At 62.9% G+C, this 13,875-nt stretch carries 19 protein-coding genes; 17 read left to right on the forward strand and 2 right to left on the reverse strand.

Features of this window, described 5'->3' with window-relative positions; translation table 11 throughout:
• On the reverse strand, nt 1–814 hold an 814-nt coding region (locus tag MXAZACID_RS09350; RefSeq protein WP_205619782.1), incomplete at its 3' end, for a hypothetical protein.
• A 21-nt stretch (nt 815–835) separates the two neighbouring features.
• Nucleotides 836–1,129 (reverse strand): flagellar hook-basal body complex protein FliE, encoded by a 294-nt coding sequence (locus MXAZACID_RS09355; RefSeq protein ID WP_008494042.1) that lies wholly within the window; start codon nt 1,127–1,129, stop codon nt 836–838.
• 272 nt (nt 1,130–1,401) lie between these two features.
• On the opposite strand from MXAZACID_RS09355, the gene MXAZACID_RS09360 reads away from it, so the two are divergent.
• The 17 genes from MXAZACID_RS09360 (at nt 1,402) to MXAZACID_RS09440 (ending at nt 13,823) form a co-directional block, all read left to right on the forward strand.
• Complete coding sequence (locus tag MXAZACID_RS09360; protein WP_008494043.1) at nt 1,402–1,773, forward strand: response regulator; 372 nt, start codon at nt 1,402–1,404, stop codon at nt 1,771–1,773.
• A gap of 12 nt (nt 1,774–1,785) precedes the next feature.
• Entirely contained in the window at nt 1,786–2,241 is a 456-nt protein-coding gene (locus tag MXAZACID_RS09365) for a hypothetical protein (RefSeq protein ID WP_008494044.1), read from the forward strand.
• Nucleotides 2,242–2,457: 216 nt separating this feature from the next.
• Nucleotides 2,458–2,808 carry a flagellar basal body protein gene (locus MXAZACID_RS17795; protein WP_144052731.1) on the forward strand — a complete coding sequence of 117 codons (351 nt, stop codon included), beginning with the start codon at nt 2,458–2,460 and terminating at the stop codon, nt 2,806–2,808.
• A 14-nt stretch (nt 2,809–2,822) separates the two neighbouring features.
• Complete coding sequence (gene flgC, locus MXAZACID_RS09375) at nt 2,823–3,251, forward strand: flagellar basal body rod protein FlgC (protein WP_008494046.1); 429 nt, start codon at nt 2,823–2,825, stop codon at nt 3,249–3,251.
• Entirely contained in the window at nt 3,251–3,943 is a 693-nt protein-coding gene (locus tag MXAZACID_RS09380) for a flagellar hook assembly protein FlgD (protein WP_008494047.1), read from the forward strand. The genes flgC and MXAZACID_RS09380 overlap by 1 nt, the downstream gene beginning before the upstream one ends.
• Complete coding sequence (locus tag MXAZACID_RS09385; RefSeq protein ID WP_008494048.1) at nt 3,940–5,163, forward strand: flagellar hook protein FlgE; 1,224 nt, start codon at nt 3,940–3,942, stop codon at nt 5,161–5,163. The genes MXAZACID_RS09380 and MXAZACID_RS09385 overlap by 4 nt, the downstream gene beginning before the upstream one ends.
• A 14-nt stretch (nt 5,164–5,177) precedes the next feature.
• Nucleotides 5,178–5,921, forward strand: a complete 744-nt coding sequence (locus MXAZACID_RS09390; protein ID WP_008494049.1) for a flagellar hook-basal body complex protein — start codon at nt 5,178–5,180, stop codon at nt 5,919–5,921.
• Between the two features lie 29 nt (nt 5,922–5,950).
• Nucleotides 5,951–6,745, forward strand: coding sequence for a flagellar basal-body rod protein FlgG (gene flgG / locus MXAZACID_RS09395; RefSeq protein WP_008494050.1), 795 nt, complete (start codon nt 5,951–5,953; stop codon nt 6,743–6,745).
• The gene (locus MXAZACID_RS09400; protein WP_008494051.1) at nt 6,742–7,416 is read left to right on the forward strand and encodes a flagellar basal body L-ring protein FlgH; all 675 of its coding nucleotides are present in this window, start codon (nt 6,742–6,744) and stop codon (nt 7,414–7,416) included. The genes flgG and MXAZACID_RS09400 overlap by 4 nt, the downstream gene beginning before the upstream one ends.
• Nucleotides 7,416–8,516 (forward strand): flagellar basal body P-ring protein FlgI, encoded by a 1,101-nt coding sequence (locus MXAZACID_RS09405; protein ID WP_008494052.1) that lies wholly within the window; start codon nt 7,416–7,418, stop codon nt 8,514–8,516. The genes MXAZACID_RS09400 and MXAZACID_RS09405 overlap by 1 nt, the downstream gene beginning before the upstream one ends.
• Nucleotides 8,516–9,379, forward strand: a complete 864-nt coding sequence (locus tag MXAZACID_RS17800) for a glycoside hydrolase family 73 protein (RefSeq protein WP_051060295.1) — start codon at nt 8,516–8,518, stop codon at nt 9,377–9,379. The genes MXAZACID_RS09405 and MXAZACID_RS17800 overlap by 1 nt, the downstream gene beginning before the upstream one ends.
• Entirely contained in the window at nt 9,376–11,310 is a 1,935-nt protein-coding gene (locus MXAZACID_RS09415; protein ID WP_008494054.1) for a flagellar basal body rod C-terminal domain-containing protein, read from the forward strand. Before MXAZACID_RS17800 ends, MXAZACID_RS09415 begins: the two co-directional genes overlap by 4 nt.
• A 9-nt stretch (nt 11,311–11,319) precedes the next feature.
• Entirely contained in the window at nt 11,320–11,790 is a 471-nt protein-coding gene (locus MXAZACID_RS09420) for a flagellar basal body-associated FliL family protein (protein WP_008494056.1), read from the forward strand.
• A gap of 6 nt (nt 11,791–11,796) precedes the next feature.
• Complete coding sequence (locus MXAZACID_RS09425) at nt 11,797–12,066, forward strand: flagellar biosynthetic protein FliO (protein WP_008494057.1); 270 nt, start codon at nt 11,797–11,799, stop codon at nt 12,064–12,066.
• Nucleotides 12,059–12,790: a flagellar type III secretion system pore protein FliP gene (gene fliP / locus MXAZACID_RS09430; protein ID WP_008494058.1), complete on the forward strand. Its 732-nt coding sequence runs from the start codon at nt 12,059–12,061 to the stop codon at nt 12,788–12,790. Before MXAZACID_RS09425 ends, fliP begins: the two co-directional genes overlap by 8 nt.
• Nucleotides 12,790–13,065: a flagellar biosynthetic protein FliQ gene (locus MXAZACID_RS09435; RefSeq protein ID WP_008494059.1), complete on the forward strand. Its 276-nt coding sequence runs from the start codon at nt 12,790–12,792 to the stop codon at nt 13,063–13,065. Before fliP ends, MXAZACID_RS09435 begins: the two co-directional genes overlap by 1 nt.
• Nucleotides 13,056–13,823 (forward strand): flagellar biosynthetic protein FliR, encoded by a 768-nt coding sequence (locus tag MXAZACID_RS09440; protein ID WP_051060298.1) that lies wholly within the window; start codon nt 13,056–13,058, stop codon nt 13,821–13,823. Before MXAZACID_RS09435 ends, MXAZACID_RS09440 begins: the two co-directional genes overlap by 10 nt.
• Nucleotides 13,824–13,875 lie beyond the last annotated feature (52 nt).

Here is a 13,875-nt window from a genome sequence, read left to right on the forward strand (position 1 = left end):
GGGTGGGCCCGTAGCTGGTCTGCTGGATATGGGTGCGGGTGAAATCCAGCTGGGCGGACACATCGGTTTGAAAATTCCCGGCCCCCACCAAGGGGATCAGCAGCCCGGCGACACGCGCCGCCGCCCCGGCCTCGACCTGCGAGACGGTGGCGAATTGCGCCCCGGTGGTCAGGCTGTCGGAGGGGGGGTAGAGCGTGGTGCCCGCGGTGGTGACCACGGTGACGCCCGTCTCCTCCAGGCCCGGCACCGCGCCGGCGACCAGCCGGGCGATCGCCTCGGCCTGGCTGGCGGCCTGGCCGGGATCGGCATCCAGCACCACCGAGGCGGCGGGCTTGGGCTGGTCCGCCAGAAACGGCGTTTCCGGTGGCAGCGCCAGGAACACTTGCGCGCTGCGAATGCCGGCCAGCTGCTGGATGGATTGTTGCAAGGAGAGTTCCAGAGCCTGGGTCGCCATCGCGCTCTGGGCGCGCTCGGAGGTCGTCATCGGCGCGGTTTCAAGCTGGGTCCAGGCGGCTTGCGTGTTCGAGCCCGGCACCTGCGCCGCGCCCAGCTGCAGCCGCGCCTGCGCCAGCTGCGGGGCGGGCACCAGAATCACGTTGCCGGCGGCCTGCAGCTGATAGGGAATGCCGAGCTTTTGCAGCTGCGCGATCACCTTGCCGCCATCCGCCGGCGAAAGCCCCTCGCTCAACACCGCATAAGGCGGCCCGGACAGTTCCAGCCAGGCGACGATGCCGAGCGAAAGCAGCACCACGCCGCCCGCCGCCCAAAGCAGCTTCGGCAGCCTGGCCGCCGCCGCCCGCCCCCGCGCCAACATGTCGCGCGCCCGCTCCATCGATCAGAACTGCATGTTCATCACCGCCTGATAGGCGGAGACAATTTCATTGCGGACCGCCACGGTGGCGTTCCAGGCCACATCCGCCCGGTCGCTCGCCACCAGCGCCTTGCCCAGCGTGGCGCCCGGAAGCCCGGCGCTGTAGCCGGCCTCCGCCGCCGTGGCCGCCTGCTGGCTGGCGCTGACATGTTGCAGCGCGTCCGAGACCAGGGACAGAAAATGTCCGGGCTGCGGTGCGGTCGCGGCCGACGCGCGCGCGCCGGCGGCCACGCCCTGCCCCAGAATCGTTGAGATCATCAAACAGCTCCTTTATGGACCGAGGATAAAAGCGGGAGAGGCGCGGGGCGGGATCGCCCGCGCCGCCTCAGCGCGGCCGCCGCCCGCGCCGGGGAAATTTATTTTCGGAAATCAGGAAAACTTTGCTCATGCCGCACGATTAAATCCGTACGCCTAATCAATTCTTAAAATCGGCGCGGGCGATTTTTCTTGTCGCTTTAACCGCCTCTCAACACTTCCCAGCCATTCTGTCGCGACCCTGCGCAAATATAGCTGATTGGAGCGCCGTTCTCATGCCGATTATTCTTGTTCTCGACGATTCCGCCACAATGGTGATGAGTCTGTCACATATCCTGAAAGGAGCGGGTTATGAGGTCGAGACCGGCATGAACGGGCGCGAGGGAATCACCAAGCTGAGCGGGGGGTTGAAGCCGGCGGCGATCCTGACGGACCTGAACATGCCGGAGCTGGATGGCATCGGCTTCATCAAGGAAGCCCGCAAGATCGCTTCCGCGCGCTTCACGCCGATCATTGTGCTGACAACGGAATCAGGCGGGCGCAAGCGCGACGAGGCGCGGGCCGCCGGGGCCTCGGGCTGGCTGACCAAGCCGGCGGAGCCGAACCAGCTTTTATCCGTCGTCAAGCAGCTTTGCCCGGTAAAATAAAGGAGATCGGACATGAACGGGATGGCTGAGGCAAATGAAAAGCTGGTCTGTGCCATCCTGGCCGAGCAGGTTGCGCATTTACGCGACAAGATGGATGCGAGCGACGCGTTTGATCTGCTTTGGCGGACCTCGGCCTTGCTGTCCTGGCTGTCCGGATTGCTGGCCGATATTAATCGGCAATCGCCGCAGGCCAGTCCGGTGGTGGAGCGCGAACGCAATGAGGCGATCAGCGAGATCGCCGAAATCCGCCGCAAGCTGGACCATCTCGCCTTTGTCGAGGCGCAGCGGCAGGATTTCGCCAAGCAGATCGCTGATTGCGTGATTGTGGCGCTGGAGCGCATGTCCGATGCGCAGATGCCCCCGGGCACGCATTTTGCTTCCGCGGATCTTGCGGCGCTTTATGTGAGCGAGGATCAGCGCCGCCTGCATGAGGAGGTGTTGCAACGCTTGAAAGGGCAAGCGGCCTGAACCAGAAAAAAGTGCCTCTGGGCACTTTTTTTTTGCCAAGATCGGCGCCGCCAGGAAATCCGGCGCCGTGGAATTCGAATATAGGGATGGATACAGGACAGGCAGGATCAGGCCTGTTTTTACCATTTCTTCATCCCACCCGGATAGATCTCTTCCTGAAGCCCGAATGGGGCGGCAAATGCCGTGATCCCGTCGGTGGAATGAAGGAAGCTGATGATGCAGGCAGGATTTCTGGATTTCTATGGCGCCGTGCTGAATGTCCGGCAGGAGCGCGCGGATCTCATCGCCAATAATGTCGCCAATGCGGATACGCCGAATTACAAGGCGGTCGATATCTCCTTTGACTCTGCCCTGGCCAGCAGCCTGGGCGCAGGCGAGGGGCAGGATGCCGGTGCGCAATATCGCATGGATGGCGTGGTCGGGCTGAATGGCAATGATGTCTCGCTCGATAATGAACGTATCGAGGCCGTGCAGAATGGCGAGCAGATGCAAGCCGCCGCGACGTTCCTGCATCAATCCACCACGGCGCTGGTCACCGCGCTGCGTCCCAATCCCAGCGGCAATTAAAGGCGGTTCATCTCATGGGCAATGGTGTTTTCTCAATCATCGGCAGCGCCCTGGCGGCGCAGGATCAACGGCTCAGCGCGATTTCCTCGAACCTCGCGAATGCCTCCTCCATCGCCGCGCCAGGCGCGCAGCCTTACCGGGCGCAGGAGCTGGTTTTCCAGGCGGCGCCGGTGGTGGATGCGACGCAGATGGATGGCGCCACTCCCCCGCTCGGCGTGCAGGTCTTAACCAGCGTGCAAAGCAACGCACCGCCGACGCGCAAATACGATCCAGGCAATCCCTACGCGGATGCCTCAGGCTATGTCACCTCCTCGAATGTCTCACCGGTCGATGAGATGGTGAACATGATCGACAGCACGAATTCCTATTCGGCCTCGGTCGCGCTGCTCCAACAATCCACGCGGATCGATCAGCAAATCATCAACAGCTTTCAGGTGACATGATGACCAGCATGACCTCGCCCAGCACCAGCACCAGCGGCATTTCCAACGCCTCGGTCGCCGCCTCGACCACCGCGAGCACGGCCTCATCCGGCAGCGCCGCCAGCCTGACGCAGAATGATTTCCTGCAACTCCTGACAGCGCAGTTGAAATATCAATCGCCAACCTCACCCGCCGACCCGACGCAGATGACACAGGAATTCGCGGCGATTTCGACCGTGGATGGCATCAACCAGCTCAATACCAACCTCACGGGTTTGCAAACCGCGAATGGCGCCGCTCAGCTGGCCCAGGCTTCGGCGCTGGTGGGGCGGCTGGTGGCGGTCAACGGCAACAGCCTGTTCGCAAACAGCACGGGTAGCGCCACCGGCGCGTTCAACCTACCGAGCGCCAGCGCCAATACCGATGTCACCATTCTTAACGCCAATGGCAGTGTCGCGGGGACGATGAATCTGGGGGCGCTGCCAGCGGGACAGCAAAGCTTTAAATGGACAGGCGGCACCGCCGGCGATAGCTACAGCTATCAGATCAGCGCCGCCAGCGCCAGCGGCGTGCCGATCTCCGCCACGCCCTACACGGTTTACAATGTCCAGGGCGTCAATCTTACCAACGGCACACCAAGCCTGGATGTCGCCGGCAGCGCCAGCGCATTGCCCATTTCTTCCGTTCAAACTGTTCTGGGAGCATCTTCATGACACTGCAAACTGCCTTATCAGGCCTCACAAGCGCCCAGACGGGGCTCAACACCGTTTCAAATAATCTCGCCAATGCCAACACCACGGCCTATAAAAGCCAAACGGCGTTGTTCCAGGATATTTATCCGAGCAACGCCACCAATACGCCAGGCATCGGCTCGTCGTTGGAAGGCATGTCGACGGATCTGACCGAAGGCAATCTGACCTCGACGGGCAATTCGCTGGACGCGGCGATCCAAGGCAATGGCTATTTCATCGTCTCCAGCAACGGCGCGCAACAATATACCCGCGACGGCGCATTTCAGCTCAGCTCATCGGGCCAGTTGGAAACGCTGAACGGCTCCAAATTATTGGGCTACGCGACGGTTAATGGTGTGCAGGGCAATACGCTGGGCCCGATAACGATCAATACCGGGGCCGTCGCCGCCAACGCCACCAGCACGCTCGGACTGACGCTGAATCTGAATTCCGGCGACAAGACGATTCCCTCCACCACGACCTTCAACCCATCGGACCCGACCACCTATAGCGAGAGCACATCCGCCGTCACCTACGATTCCCTGGGCAATGCCAATCGCGTGCAGTTTTACCTGGTGCAGAACCAGCCCGCGACCAGCGGCGCCACGCCGAGCTGGACGGTTTACGCCCAGCCCGAATTGGCCAACGGCACGAATGTTGGCACGCCGCAGAATTTGACGACGCTGGGCTTCTCCACCTCGGGCACGCTCACCTCCGGCAGTCCCGCCACCTTGGCGGTGAATTGGGGAAATGGCGCGGCTGCATCGAATATCGCGATGAATTTCACCGGCACCACCTTGGCGGCGCAGAGTTTCGCCGTCGCCGGCATCACCAATAATGGCTATGCGCCGGGCAATTACACAGGCAGCAGCATCTCCGCCGATGGCTCGGTGCAAGCCAGCTATTCCAACGGGCAGACGCTGAGTGCGGGCAAAATCGCGCTTGCCAATTTCATCAATCCGGAGGGGTTGAATCCGGTCACCGGCAATCTTTACGCTGTCACCAACAGCTCAGGCCAGCCAGTGGTGAATACGCCAGGCAGCGGCCAGGCCGGAACGCTCTCCGGTGGCGAGCTGGAAGCTTCCAATGCCTCCACCTCCTCTCTGCTCGTCTCGCTGATTCAGTATCAGCAAGCCTACCAGGCGAACACCTCGGTGATCCAGACCGAGCAGCAGGACAGCCAGAGGCTGGTGCAGATCTAACAAGGTAGAACAAGATGTATTCGGATTCCCTCTATACCGGCATGGCCGGGCTGCAGGCGATTACCGCGCAGATGCAAGCCGTGGCCAGCAACCTCGCCAACGCGCAAACCGCTGGCTATGAAGCCGTGCAGGCGGTGACGGATGCGCAGGCCTATAGCGGCAGCAATGCGCCGGTGGGGGCGGATGCGGCCGTGGAAACGCTGGGGCCGGATCTGAAACCAGGCCCGATGCGCCAGACCGGCGATCCGCTGAATGTTGCCATTGCCGGCGATGGCTGGCTGCAGGTGCAAACGCCCAGCGGCACGGCCCTGACCCGCAACGGAACACTCAGCATCTCCGCGGCGGGTCTGCTGACGGATAGTTCCGGCAATCCGATCCTCGACAATAACGGTACGCCGATCAGCCTTCCACCTTTGACGAAACTGCAAATCGGCGAGGACGGGACGATCTCTGGCATCGCCGCCGGAAATCCCGGCGGGGATGCGAAAGTCTATGGGCGAATCGGCCTGGTTGCCACGCCGTCCGGCAAACTCAGCGCGCTTGGCGGCTCGCTCTACCAGGCCCCGGCGGGAACGAATTTAAGCCAGAGCAGCACAGCCTCGCTGCATCAAGGCTACATCAATGACAGCAATGTCGATCCCACCAGCGCGATGATGGAGATGATCGACAGCAGCCGGTCCTATCAGCTGCAGACGGACCTGATGAAAACCCAAAGCAGCACCTCACAGGATCTCAATAATATCTTGGCGCAGGGCTGATTCGTCATGCCAGAATTTGGAGCCGCATTATGAACCACGCATTGGACACGATCGCCACCGGCCTCGCCGCCAGCCAGACGATGATGAACACGATCGCCGACAATCTCTCGAACGTGAACACGACGGGCTTCAAGTCGGAAACGCCGGAATTTCAAACCTTGCTCTACCAGGATGGCATCCAGCCCGGGGCCAATTCAACCGGCCAGACCGTTTATCCCTCCGGACTCGAAATCGGGACTGGCGTGAAGGTTGCTTCGGTGAAGGATACCTTGACCCAGGGCGCGTTGACCAGCACCGGCAACCCGCTCGATCTGGCGATCAACGGCTCCGGTTATTTCCAGGTGCTTCTGCCCAACGGCCAAACCGCCTACACGCGTGACGGCGCGTTTCAGCTCAACGCCACGGGCCAGCTCGTCACCTCATCGGGCTATCAGGTCCTACCCAACGTCACCATTCCCAGCAACGCCACCTCGGTGACGATCGGGACGGATGGAACGGTTTCCGTGACATTGCCTGGATCCTCCACCGCCTCGCAAATCGGCCAGATCCAGCTTGCAAATTTCGTCAATCCGCAGGGGCTGCAGCCGCTGGGTGGGAATCTGTATGCGTCCACGACCTCCTCGGGCACCGCCGTCAATGGCGCGCCGCAGAGCAACGGCCTTGGCTCCGTCAACCAGTCCTATCTCGAAGCCTCGAATGTCGATGTCGTGCAGTCGATGGTGAACATGATCTCGGCGGAGCGCGCCTACCAGCTCGGCACCCAGGTGGCCAGCGCCATCGATAATCAGCTCAACTATCTGGCGCAGGCGGCTGCTGGCGCATGAAACGTTTGCTGCCCGTTTTGCTGCTCACTGGCTGCCAAACGATTGCGGCACCGCCGCCCAGTCTGGTCAAGCCGGCGGCGTTTCCGGTGGCAGCCTTGCCCCCGCTCGCATCGCAGGACGGGTCGATTTTTCCGGCTTCCACAATGGGCTCACTTTACGAGCCGCGGCGCGATTGGCGTATGGGCGATCTCGTGACAATCGACATCGTCACGAGCAGCGCCGCGAGCAATACCGACAACGCCGCTCTGAAACGGACCGGAACGCTCAACGATTCCATGACGAGTTTCATGGGAATCCCGATGAGCTTTGGCCATATCAATGGCGGCAGCCTCGCTCCTTCCATCGGCGCCACCTCCGATCAGGAATATACCGGAACCGGCGCGGCAAGTGCGGCGAATAATATTTCCGGTCAGGTCGAGGCGGTTGTCACCCATGTCGACGCCAATGGCATTCTCACTCTTGAAGGCCGCACCAACGTGAATATCAACGGCAATGTGATTTCCATCGTCGTCACCGGCTATGCCAGCCCGGACGATATCGCCGCCAATACCACCATCAGCTCGAATCAGGTCGCCGATATGAATGTGCAATATGTCGGCATCGGGCCGATCAACGGCGCACATCAGCTGCCTTGGCTGCAACGCGTCCTCAACAAGATTGCGCCATTCTGATGCGAATCTGCGCCGCAACTCTCCTGGCTCTCCTGGTGTTTGGCGGCAAGGCCTTCGCCGCCGGCGATGCGACGACCATCGGCCAGCTGGTGTCCGTCGCCGGCGCGCCCAGCAACCAGCTTTATGGCTACGGGCTGGTTGTCGGCCTACCCGGCACGGGCGACCAGACGACCCAGGTTCCCTACACGCAGCAATCCATCCTCAACATGCTGCGCAATATGGGCATCGCCTTGCCAAATGTCTCAACCATGCAGCCCAACGATGTCGCCTCCGTGATGGTGACGGCGGAAGTTCCCGCCTTCGCGCATTCCGGCCAGCATGCGGATGTCACCGTCTCCGCGGTCGGGAATGCAACGTCATTGGCTGGTGGCGTGTTATTGCCAACCCCGTTGCGCGGCGGCAATGGCGTTGTCTATGCCCAGGCGCAGGGGCCGCTGCTGGTCAGCGGATTCGCCGCGAGTGCCGGCGGAACATCCGCCAGCGTGAATGTGCCGACAGTCGGTACCTTGCCCGGCGGCGCCATCCTGGCCACGACGATTCCCGCCACCTACGCGATCAACGGCGCGTCCGCGTTGCTGCTCAACCAGCCCAGCTATCAGACCGCCCAGCAGATCGCGGATGTCATTAATCGCTATGATGCGGGCACGGCCACAGCCGTTTCGCCCGGTGAGGTCGATCTCTCCGCCCAGGGCCAGGATGCGATGCGCTTCATGGCCAATGTGCTCGCCTTGCCGATCACCCCGGTCGGCCAGGCGCCGACCATCGTGGTGGATGCGCAAAGCGGTACCATCGTGATGAATGCCGGGGTCACGCTGGGCCCGGCCGTTGTCAGCCATGGCGATCTGACCGTGACCATCCAGACGCAAAATAGCGTGAGCCAACCAGGGCCGTTTTCCAATGGCTCGACCGTCGGTGTCCGCAATACCGCGGTCAACGCCAAGCAGAGCAAGGCGCAGGTCATCAACCTGCCACGCGCCGCAACGCTGCAGGATGTGGCTGCGGCGTTGAATGCAGTGGGCGCCACCCCGCAAGATTTGATCGCCATCATCCAGGCGCTGAAGCAAGCCGGCGCCATCAACGGAACCATCAAGGTGATATGATGATCGAGGCACGGACCGCCCTAAATGCCGCCAACCCCGCGCCCACCCGGCCGACGCAGAAAGAGGCGATGCAGCATCTGACCGGGTTGCTCTGGTATCAGATGCTCAGCACGCTGAATGAAACCGGCATGGATGCGTCCACGCTGGGCCAGGGTGGCAGCGATTTTCAGAGCATGTTCCTGTGGAATCTCGCGCAGAATGATTTCGGCAAATATGATGCCCGGCTGCTGCAGGCGGCGCAGCGCCAGATTGGCGGACAGGCGCTGCAGACCCCGGCTCCTACCGCCTCAACCGCTTCCGTGCTTGCCGCCATGGGGGTGCCGGCGCCGGTCAATGAAACCCCGTTGGCGCCGGCGCCCCAGCCAACGCCCGGATCTGAACAAGAGCTGGATCAGGCGACGAATTTTGCCAAATCCATCTGGCCGCAAATCACTGCGGCCGCGCAGGCCCTCGGGGTGCCGGCGGTGGCGGTGCTGGCGCAAACGGCATTGGAAACCGGGTGGGGTGCCGCGGCACCCGGCCATAATCTGTTCGGCATCAAGGCCGGGCCTGGCCAAGCCGGCAGCCTGCGGGCGACGCATGAAATGCAGAATGGCGTAGCCGTCGCGCAGGATGCAGCATTTCGTGATTATGCCGACCCCACCGCCAGCGTTTCGGATTATGTCGGCTTGATCCAGTCCAACTATCAAAACGCCACCGGCCAGGGCAGCGTCGCAGGATTCGCGCAGGCCCTGCAAGCTGGCGGTTACGCAACGGACGATCAATATGCGGAAAAAATCATGAAAATCGCGCAATCGCCTTTGATGAGCGCGGTGCTGCAATCGGTCGGTGCATCATCTTCGAATAGCGGAGCGCAACCATGAGTGGTCTCACCAACGCCGTTAATGCCGCGCTATCTGGCCTTCAATTATTTGAGGCCGGCATTTCGACAGTTTCCAATAACCTCGCCAACGCCAATACCGCCGGCTACACCGTTGAAAACGTCAACGCGCAAACGGCGCAGGCCGCGGCCGGGCAGCCAGGCGCGGGGGTGTTGCCAGCGCAGATCACGCGTGCGGCCTCGGGCTTTGCCGCCTCCCAGCTGCGAACGGCGAACAGCGCCAGCGCCGCCGCCAGCGCACAATCCACGGCGCTGACCGACATTTCCAACGCCCTGACCAATAACGGCAATGTGCAGACGGCGATTAACCAATTTTTCTCCGATATTGGCAGCCTCGCCGCCAGCCCTTCAAGTTCCGCGCTGCGCCAGACGGTTTTGTCGGACGCCGGCAATGTCGTCGGAACCTTCCAGACCGCCGCGACCAGCATCGCCAGCGTCGTCTCCGGTCAGCAGGCCGGGCTGAGCTCGAATGTCACCGCCGCCAACCAGATTTTGCAGCAGCTCAGCACTTTGAACAAATCCCTGCAAACCGCGCCAAATTCACCGAGTCTGCTGGACCAGCGTGATTCCGCGTTAAACGCGCTGTCACAATATCTGCCGGTGAATATTATCCCGCAAAGCGATGGCGGGGTGGTGGTGGCCACGGGCGGCACCGTGCTGGTGGATCAAAGCGGCGTGCAGGCGCTGGCGCTGGCGGAAAACGCGAACGGCCAAACCACGCTCACCGCCGGCAATAACCAGATGAAGCTGACGCTGGGCGAATCCGATGGATCGCTCGGCGCCACCCTCGCCAACATCGTCGCGGGCGGGCAGGCGACGCAATCTCTCAGCGCTTTGGCGGCGGTATTTTCAGCGCAGGTGAACACCGCGCAGGCGCAGGGGCTGACACCAACCGGCACCAGCGGCACACCGATTTTTTCCGTCCCGGCGCCCAGCGTCGCGCCCAGCGGCGGCAATAGCGGCAGCGCCGTCATCACGGCGAGCCTGAGCAATGAAGCCGCGCTGCCGGCGAATGGCGGGCCCTTCACCTTGACCTACAACAGCACAAGCGGCTGGAGCGCCGTGGATCAAGCCAACGGCCAGAGCTACATTGTAGGCGGCACGCCGCCGGCTTTTGCCGGGCTGGCGCTGAGCATCTCCGGCACCGCCAATAATGGCGACAGCTTCACCGTCAATCCCGCCCCGGGTGCCGCCAATGCCATTGCCGTCGCCGCGACGACCCCCAACGATATCGCCGCCGCCGACCCTTATGTCGCGACCAACGGGACGCTGCAAACAGATGGTTCTGTTATCAACAAGAATGCCGGGACCATCAATGTCGGCACGGATTCGGTAACCTCCAGCCCCGCCAGCGGCAGCGCCGTGGTGCCGGCCAGCTATTACGGGCAAAATCTTCTGCTCACCTTTACCTCCGCCAGCGCCTATAATGTTTCCACCCTTGCCAGTCCCGGCACCATCATCGCCAGCGGCACGCTGGGCAGCAATGGCGGCAATGTCGCGGTGGCCTACCCGTCCGGTCTGGCGTCCGGGCAATATTGGAATTTGCCACTCACCGGCGCGCCGGTGGCGGGAGACACGTTGAGCCTCAGCCCCGGCGGCAGTGCCAGCGGCAGCAATGCGCAGCGCCTCGCCAATCTATGGACCGCGACCGGAACCACCAGTTCCGGCACGCTGGAGCAAAGCTTCGTTGGATTATCGACGGATTTGGGCGCCAACGCCGCCGCCGCGCAGGCGCTGGCGACATCGACAGGCTCGCAGGTCACCGCCGCCACCACCAACCTCGCCACCATCGCCGGGGTGAATAGCGACCAGCAGGCGGTGCTGATGACGAATTACGAGCAAGCCTACCAGGCGGCGGCAAAGGCCATCAGCGCCGCCAACACCATGTTTGATTCATTGTTGAACGCGATTTGAGGAGCTGCGATGAAGAAGATCATTCTCGGCGCGGTCGCCGCGCTGGTGCTCGTGGGTGGCGGCGGTGGCGGTGCGCTGGTCTATATGAAAATGACCGGCCACCACAGCCCCCCCGCCCATCCGAAACCCCCGCCGCCGAAGCCGCTCCTCTTTGGCACGCTGGAGAATATGGTGGTGAGCGTGCCGCTGGATTCCAGCGCCCAGGCCGGGCAGGGCTTCGTGCAGATTTCCATCCAATACGCCACCACGGATCAGAAGGCGATCGACAGTTTCAACGCGCTGCTGCCGATCATCAAGGCGGAGACGATCACGCTTTTGATGAAGCAGACGGCGAAGCAGCTGATGGACCCTTCCACCCATGATTCGCTGACAAAAACCTGCGTCACCCTCGCCAACCAGGTGCTGGACAAAAATGCCGGCTTCACCCCGCCGGACCCGTTCACCGCCGCCTACATCACCAACATCGTGCAACAGGATTGAGCCAAAATGGGCACGGAAACAATTTCCGCTGCGGCTTCCACCATCGCGACATTACTGATCCTCCTGGGCTGCCTCGCGGCGGGCGCCTTTCTGCTGCGGCGTCTGCGCGCCAGGGCCGCGCCGGCGGCGGCGAACATGCCTCTCGCCATTCTTGCCGCCCGGGCGCTGGGCGGGCAGCAAAGTCTCGTCATCGCGCAAGCGGGCGGCCAGGTCTTGCTGCTTGGCGTCGGGCGCGGCGGCATCGCTCTGCTCAGCCGGCTCGATGCCGATGAATAGGCCCCTGGCCTATGCCGCGCCGCTGCTGCTGGCGGGCGCCGCGCATGCCGCGCCGGCGGGGCTCACCATCGTCAACACGCTCGCGAAGAATGGCGGTGAAGCCTACTCGCTGGATGTGCAGAGCCTGCTGGTCATCACCGCGCTCGCCTTCCTGCCCGGGCTGATCCTGTTGATGACGAGCTTCACTCGCATCATCATCGTCCTCTCCATCATGCGCCAGGCGATCGGGCTGCAAACCACGCCGCCCAACATGGTGCTGGCGGCCTTGGCCTTGGCGCTCTCCGTCTTCGTCATGCGCGGCGTCATCCAGCAGGAGCAGGACAAGGCCTTGCAGCCTTATCTCGCCGGGCAGATCACCTTCTCCGAGGCCATCGCCGCCGCGCAGCCGCCGGAGCGCGATTTCATGCTTGCCCAAACCCGCAAGGCGCCGCTGCATCTGTTCGTCGATCTCTCGGGCCAGCATTATGCCGCGCCGCGCGATGTACCCTTCACCGTGCTGGTTCCCGCCTTCGCCACCTCGGAGCTGGAGACGGCCTTTCAGATCGGTTTTCTGGTCTATATCCCGTTCGTGCTGATCGATCTCGCGGTCGCCTCCATCCTGATGTCGCTGGGCATGATCATGGTCTCGCCCACGCTGATCTCCTTGCCGCTGAAATTGCTGGTCTTTGTCTCCATCCATGGCTGGGTGCTGGTTTTGGGCACGCTGGCCAATAGTTTCGGCTGATGCCGCTTTATCTGCACTTGCTGCAACATGCCTTTTCGCTGGCGCTGGCGGCGTTGTGGCCTTGCGTGGCAGTGCTGCTGCTGGTCGGCATCATCACCGCCATCATCCAATCTGCGCTGCAGATCGAGGATGCCACCTTCGCGCTGCTGCCCAAAACCATCGCCATGGCCGGGCTCGCCGTCACTGGCGGCTTCGGCGCGGTGGCGATGTTCGAGGCGCTGGCGCGGGACTTCATCCTGCACGCGGCCATTCTGGTGCATCAGCCATGGTCTTAGATGAACAGACCGTGATGCTCTGGTTCGGTCGCTTCCTCTGGCCGTTTCTGCGCATCACCGGGCTGTTCCTCACCGCCCCCCTGTTCGGCTCCGCCCTCCTCCCCAACATGGTCAAGGCGCTGCTGGCCGCTGCCCTGGCCTTGGCGCTCGCCCTCTGGCTGCCGGACCTGCCCGCCTACCCGGCGGACCCGGCCCGCGCCATCCTCACCGGCTTTGAGCAGATCGCCTATGGCGCGCTGCTCGGCATGGCGGCGCAGATCGTCCTCGCCGCGCTCTCCTCCGCCGGTGAGATCATCGGCGAGGCGATGGGCCTCTCCTTTGCCACGCTGCAATTCCGCGACGCGCCGGGCGCCAGCTCGGTGCTGGCGGATATCATGCAATGGGCCGGGCTGCTCGGCTATATGGCGGCGGGCGGGCCGGTCTGGCTGTTCATGGCGCTGGCCCATTCCTTCGCGCATGGCGCCGGGGTGGCGCCGCTGCAAGGCTGGGGGGCGCTGGCCGGCATGGGCGGGGTGGTGTTCTCCGCCGCCTTGGCGCTGGCGCTGCCGGTGCTGGCGGCGGGGTTCTGCGTCAACCTCACCGTTGGGCTTGCCACCATCTTCGCCCCCAGCCTCAATTTGCTCTCTGTCGGCTTTCCATTGCTGATTCTGGCCGGGCTCTGGGTGCTGGTGGGCATGGTGCCGGCCATTGGGGTGGCCACGTCGCATCTCACCGCGCAATCCATGGCGGCCATCGCCGGGTTGATGCCGCATGGCTGAAGGGGCGGGCGAGAAGAAGCATGCCCCCACCGAGCGCCGGCTGCGCCAGGCG

It is taken from the genome of Acidocella sp. MX-AZ02 (genome assembly GCF_000306035.1).
Taxonomy (GTDB): Bacteria; Pseudomonadota; Alphaproteobacteria; order Acetobacterales; family Acetobacteraceae; genus Acidocella; species Acidocella facilis.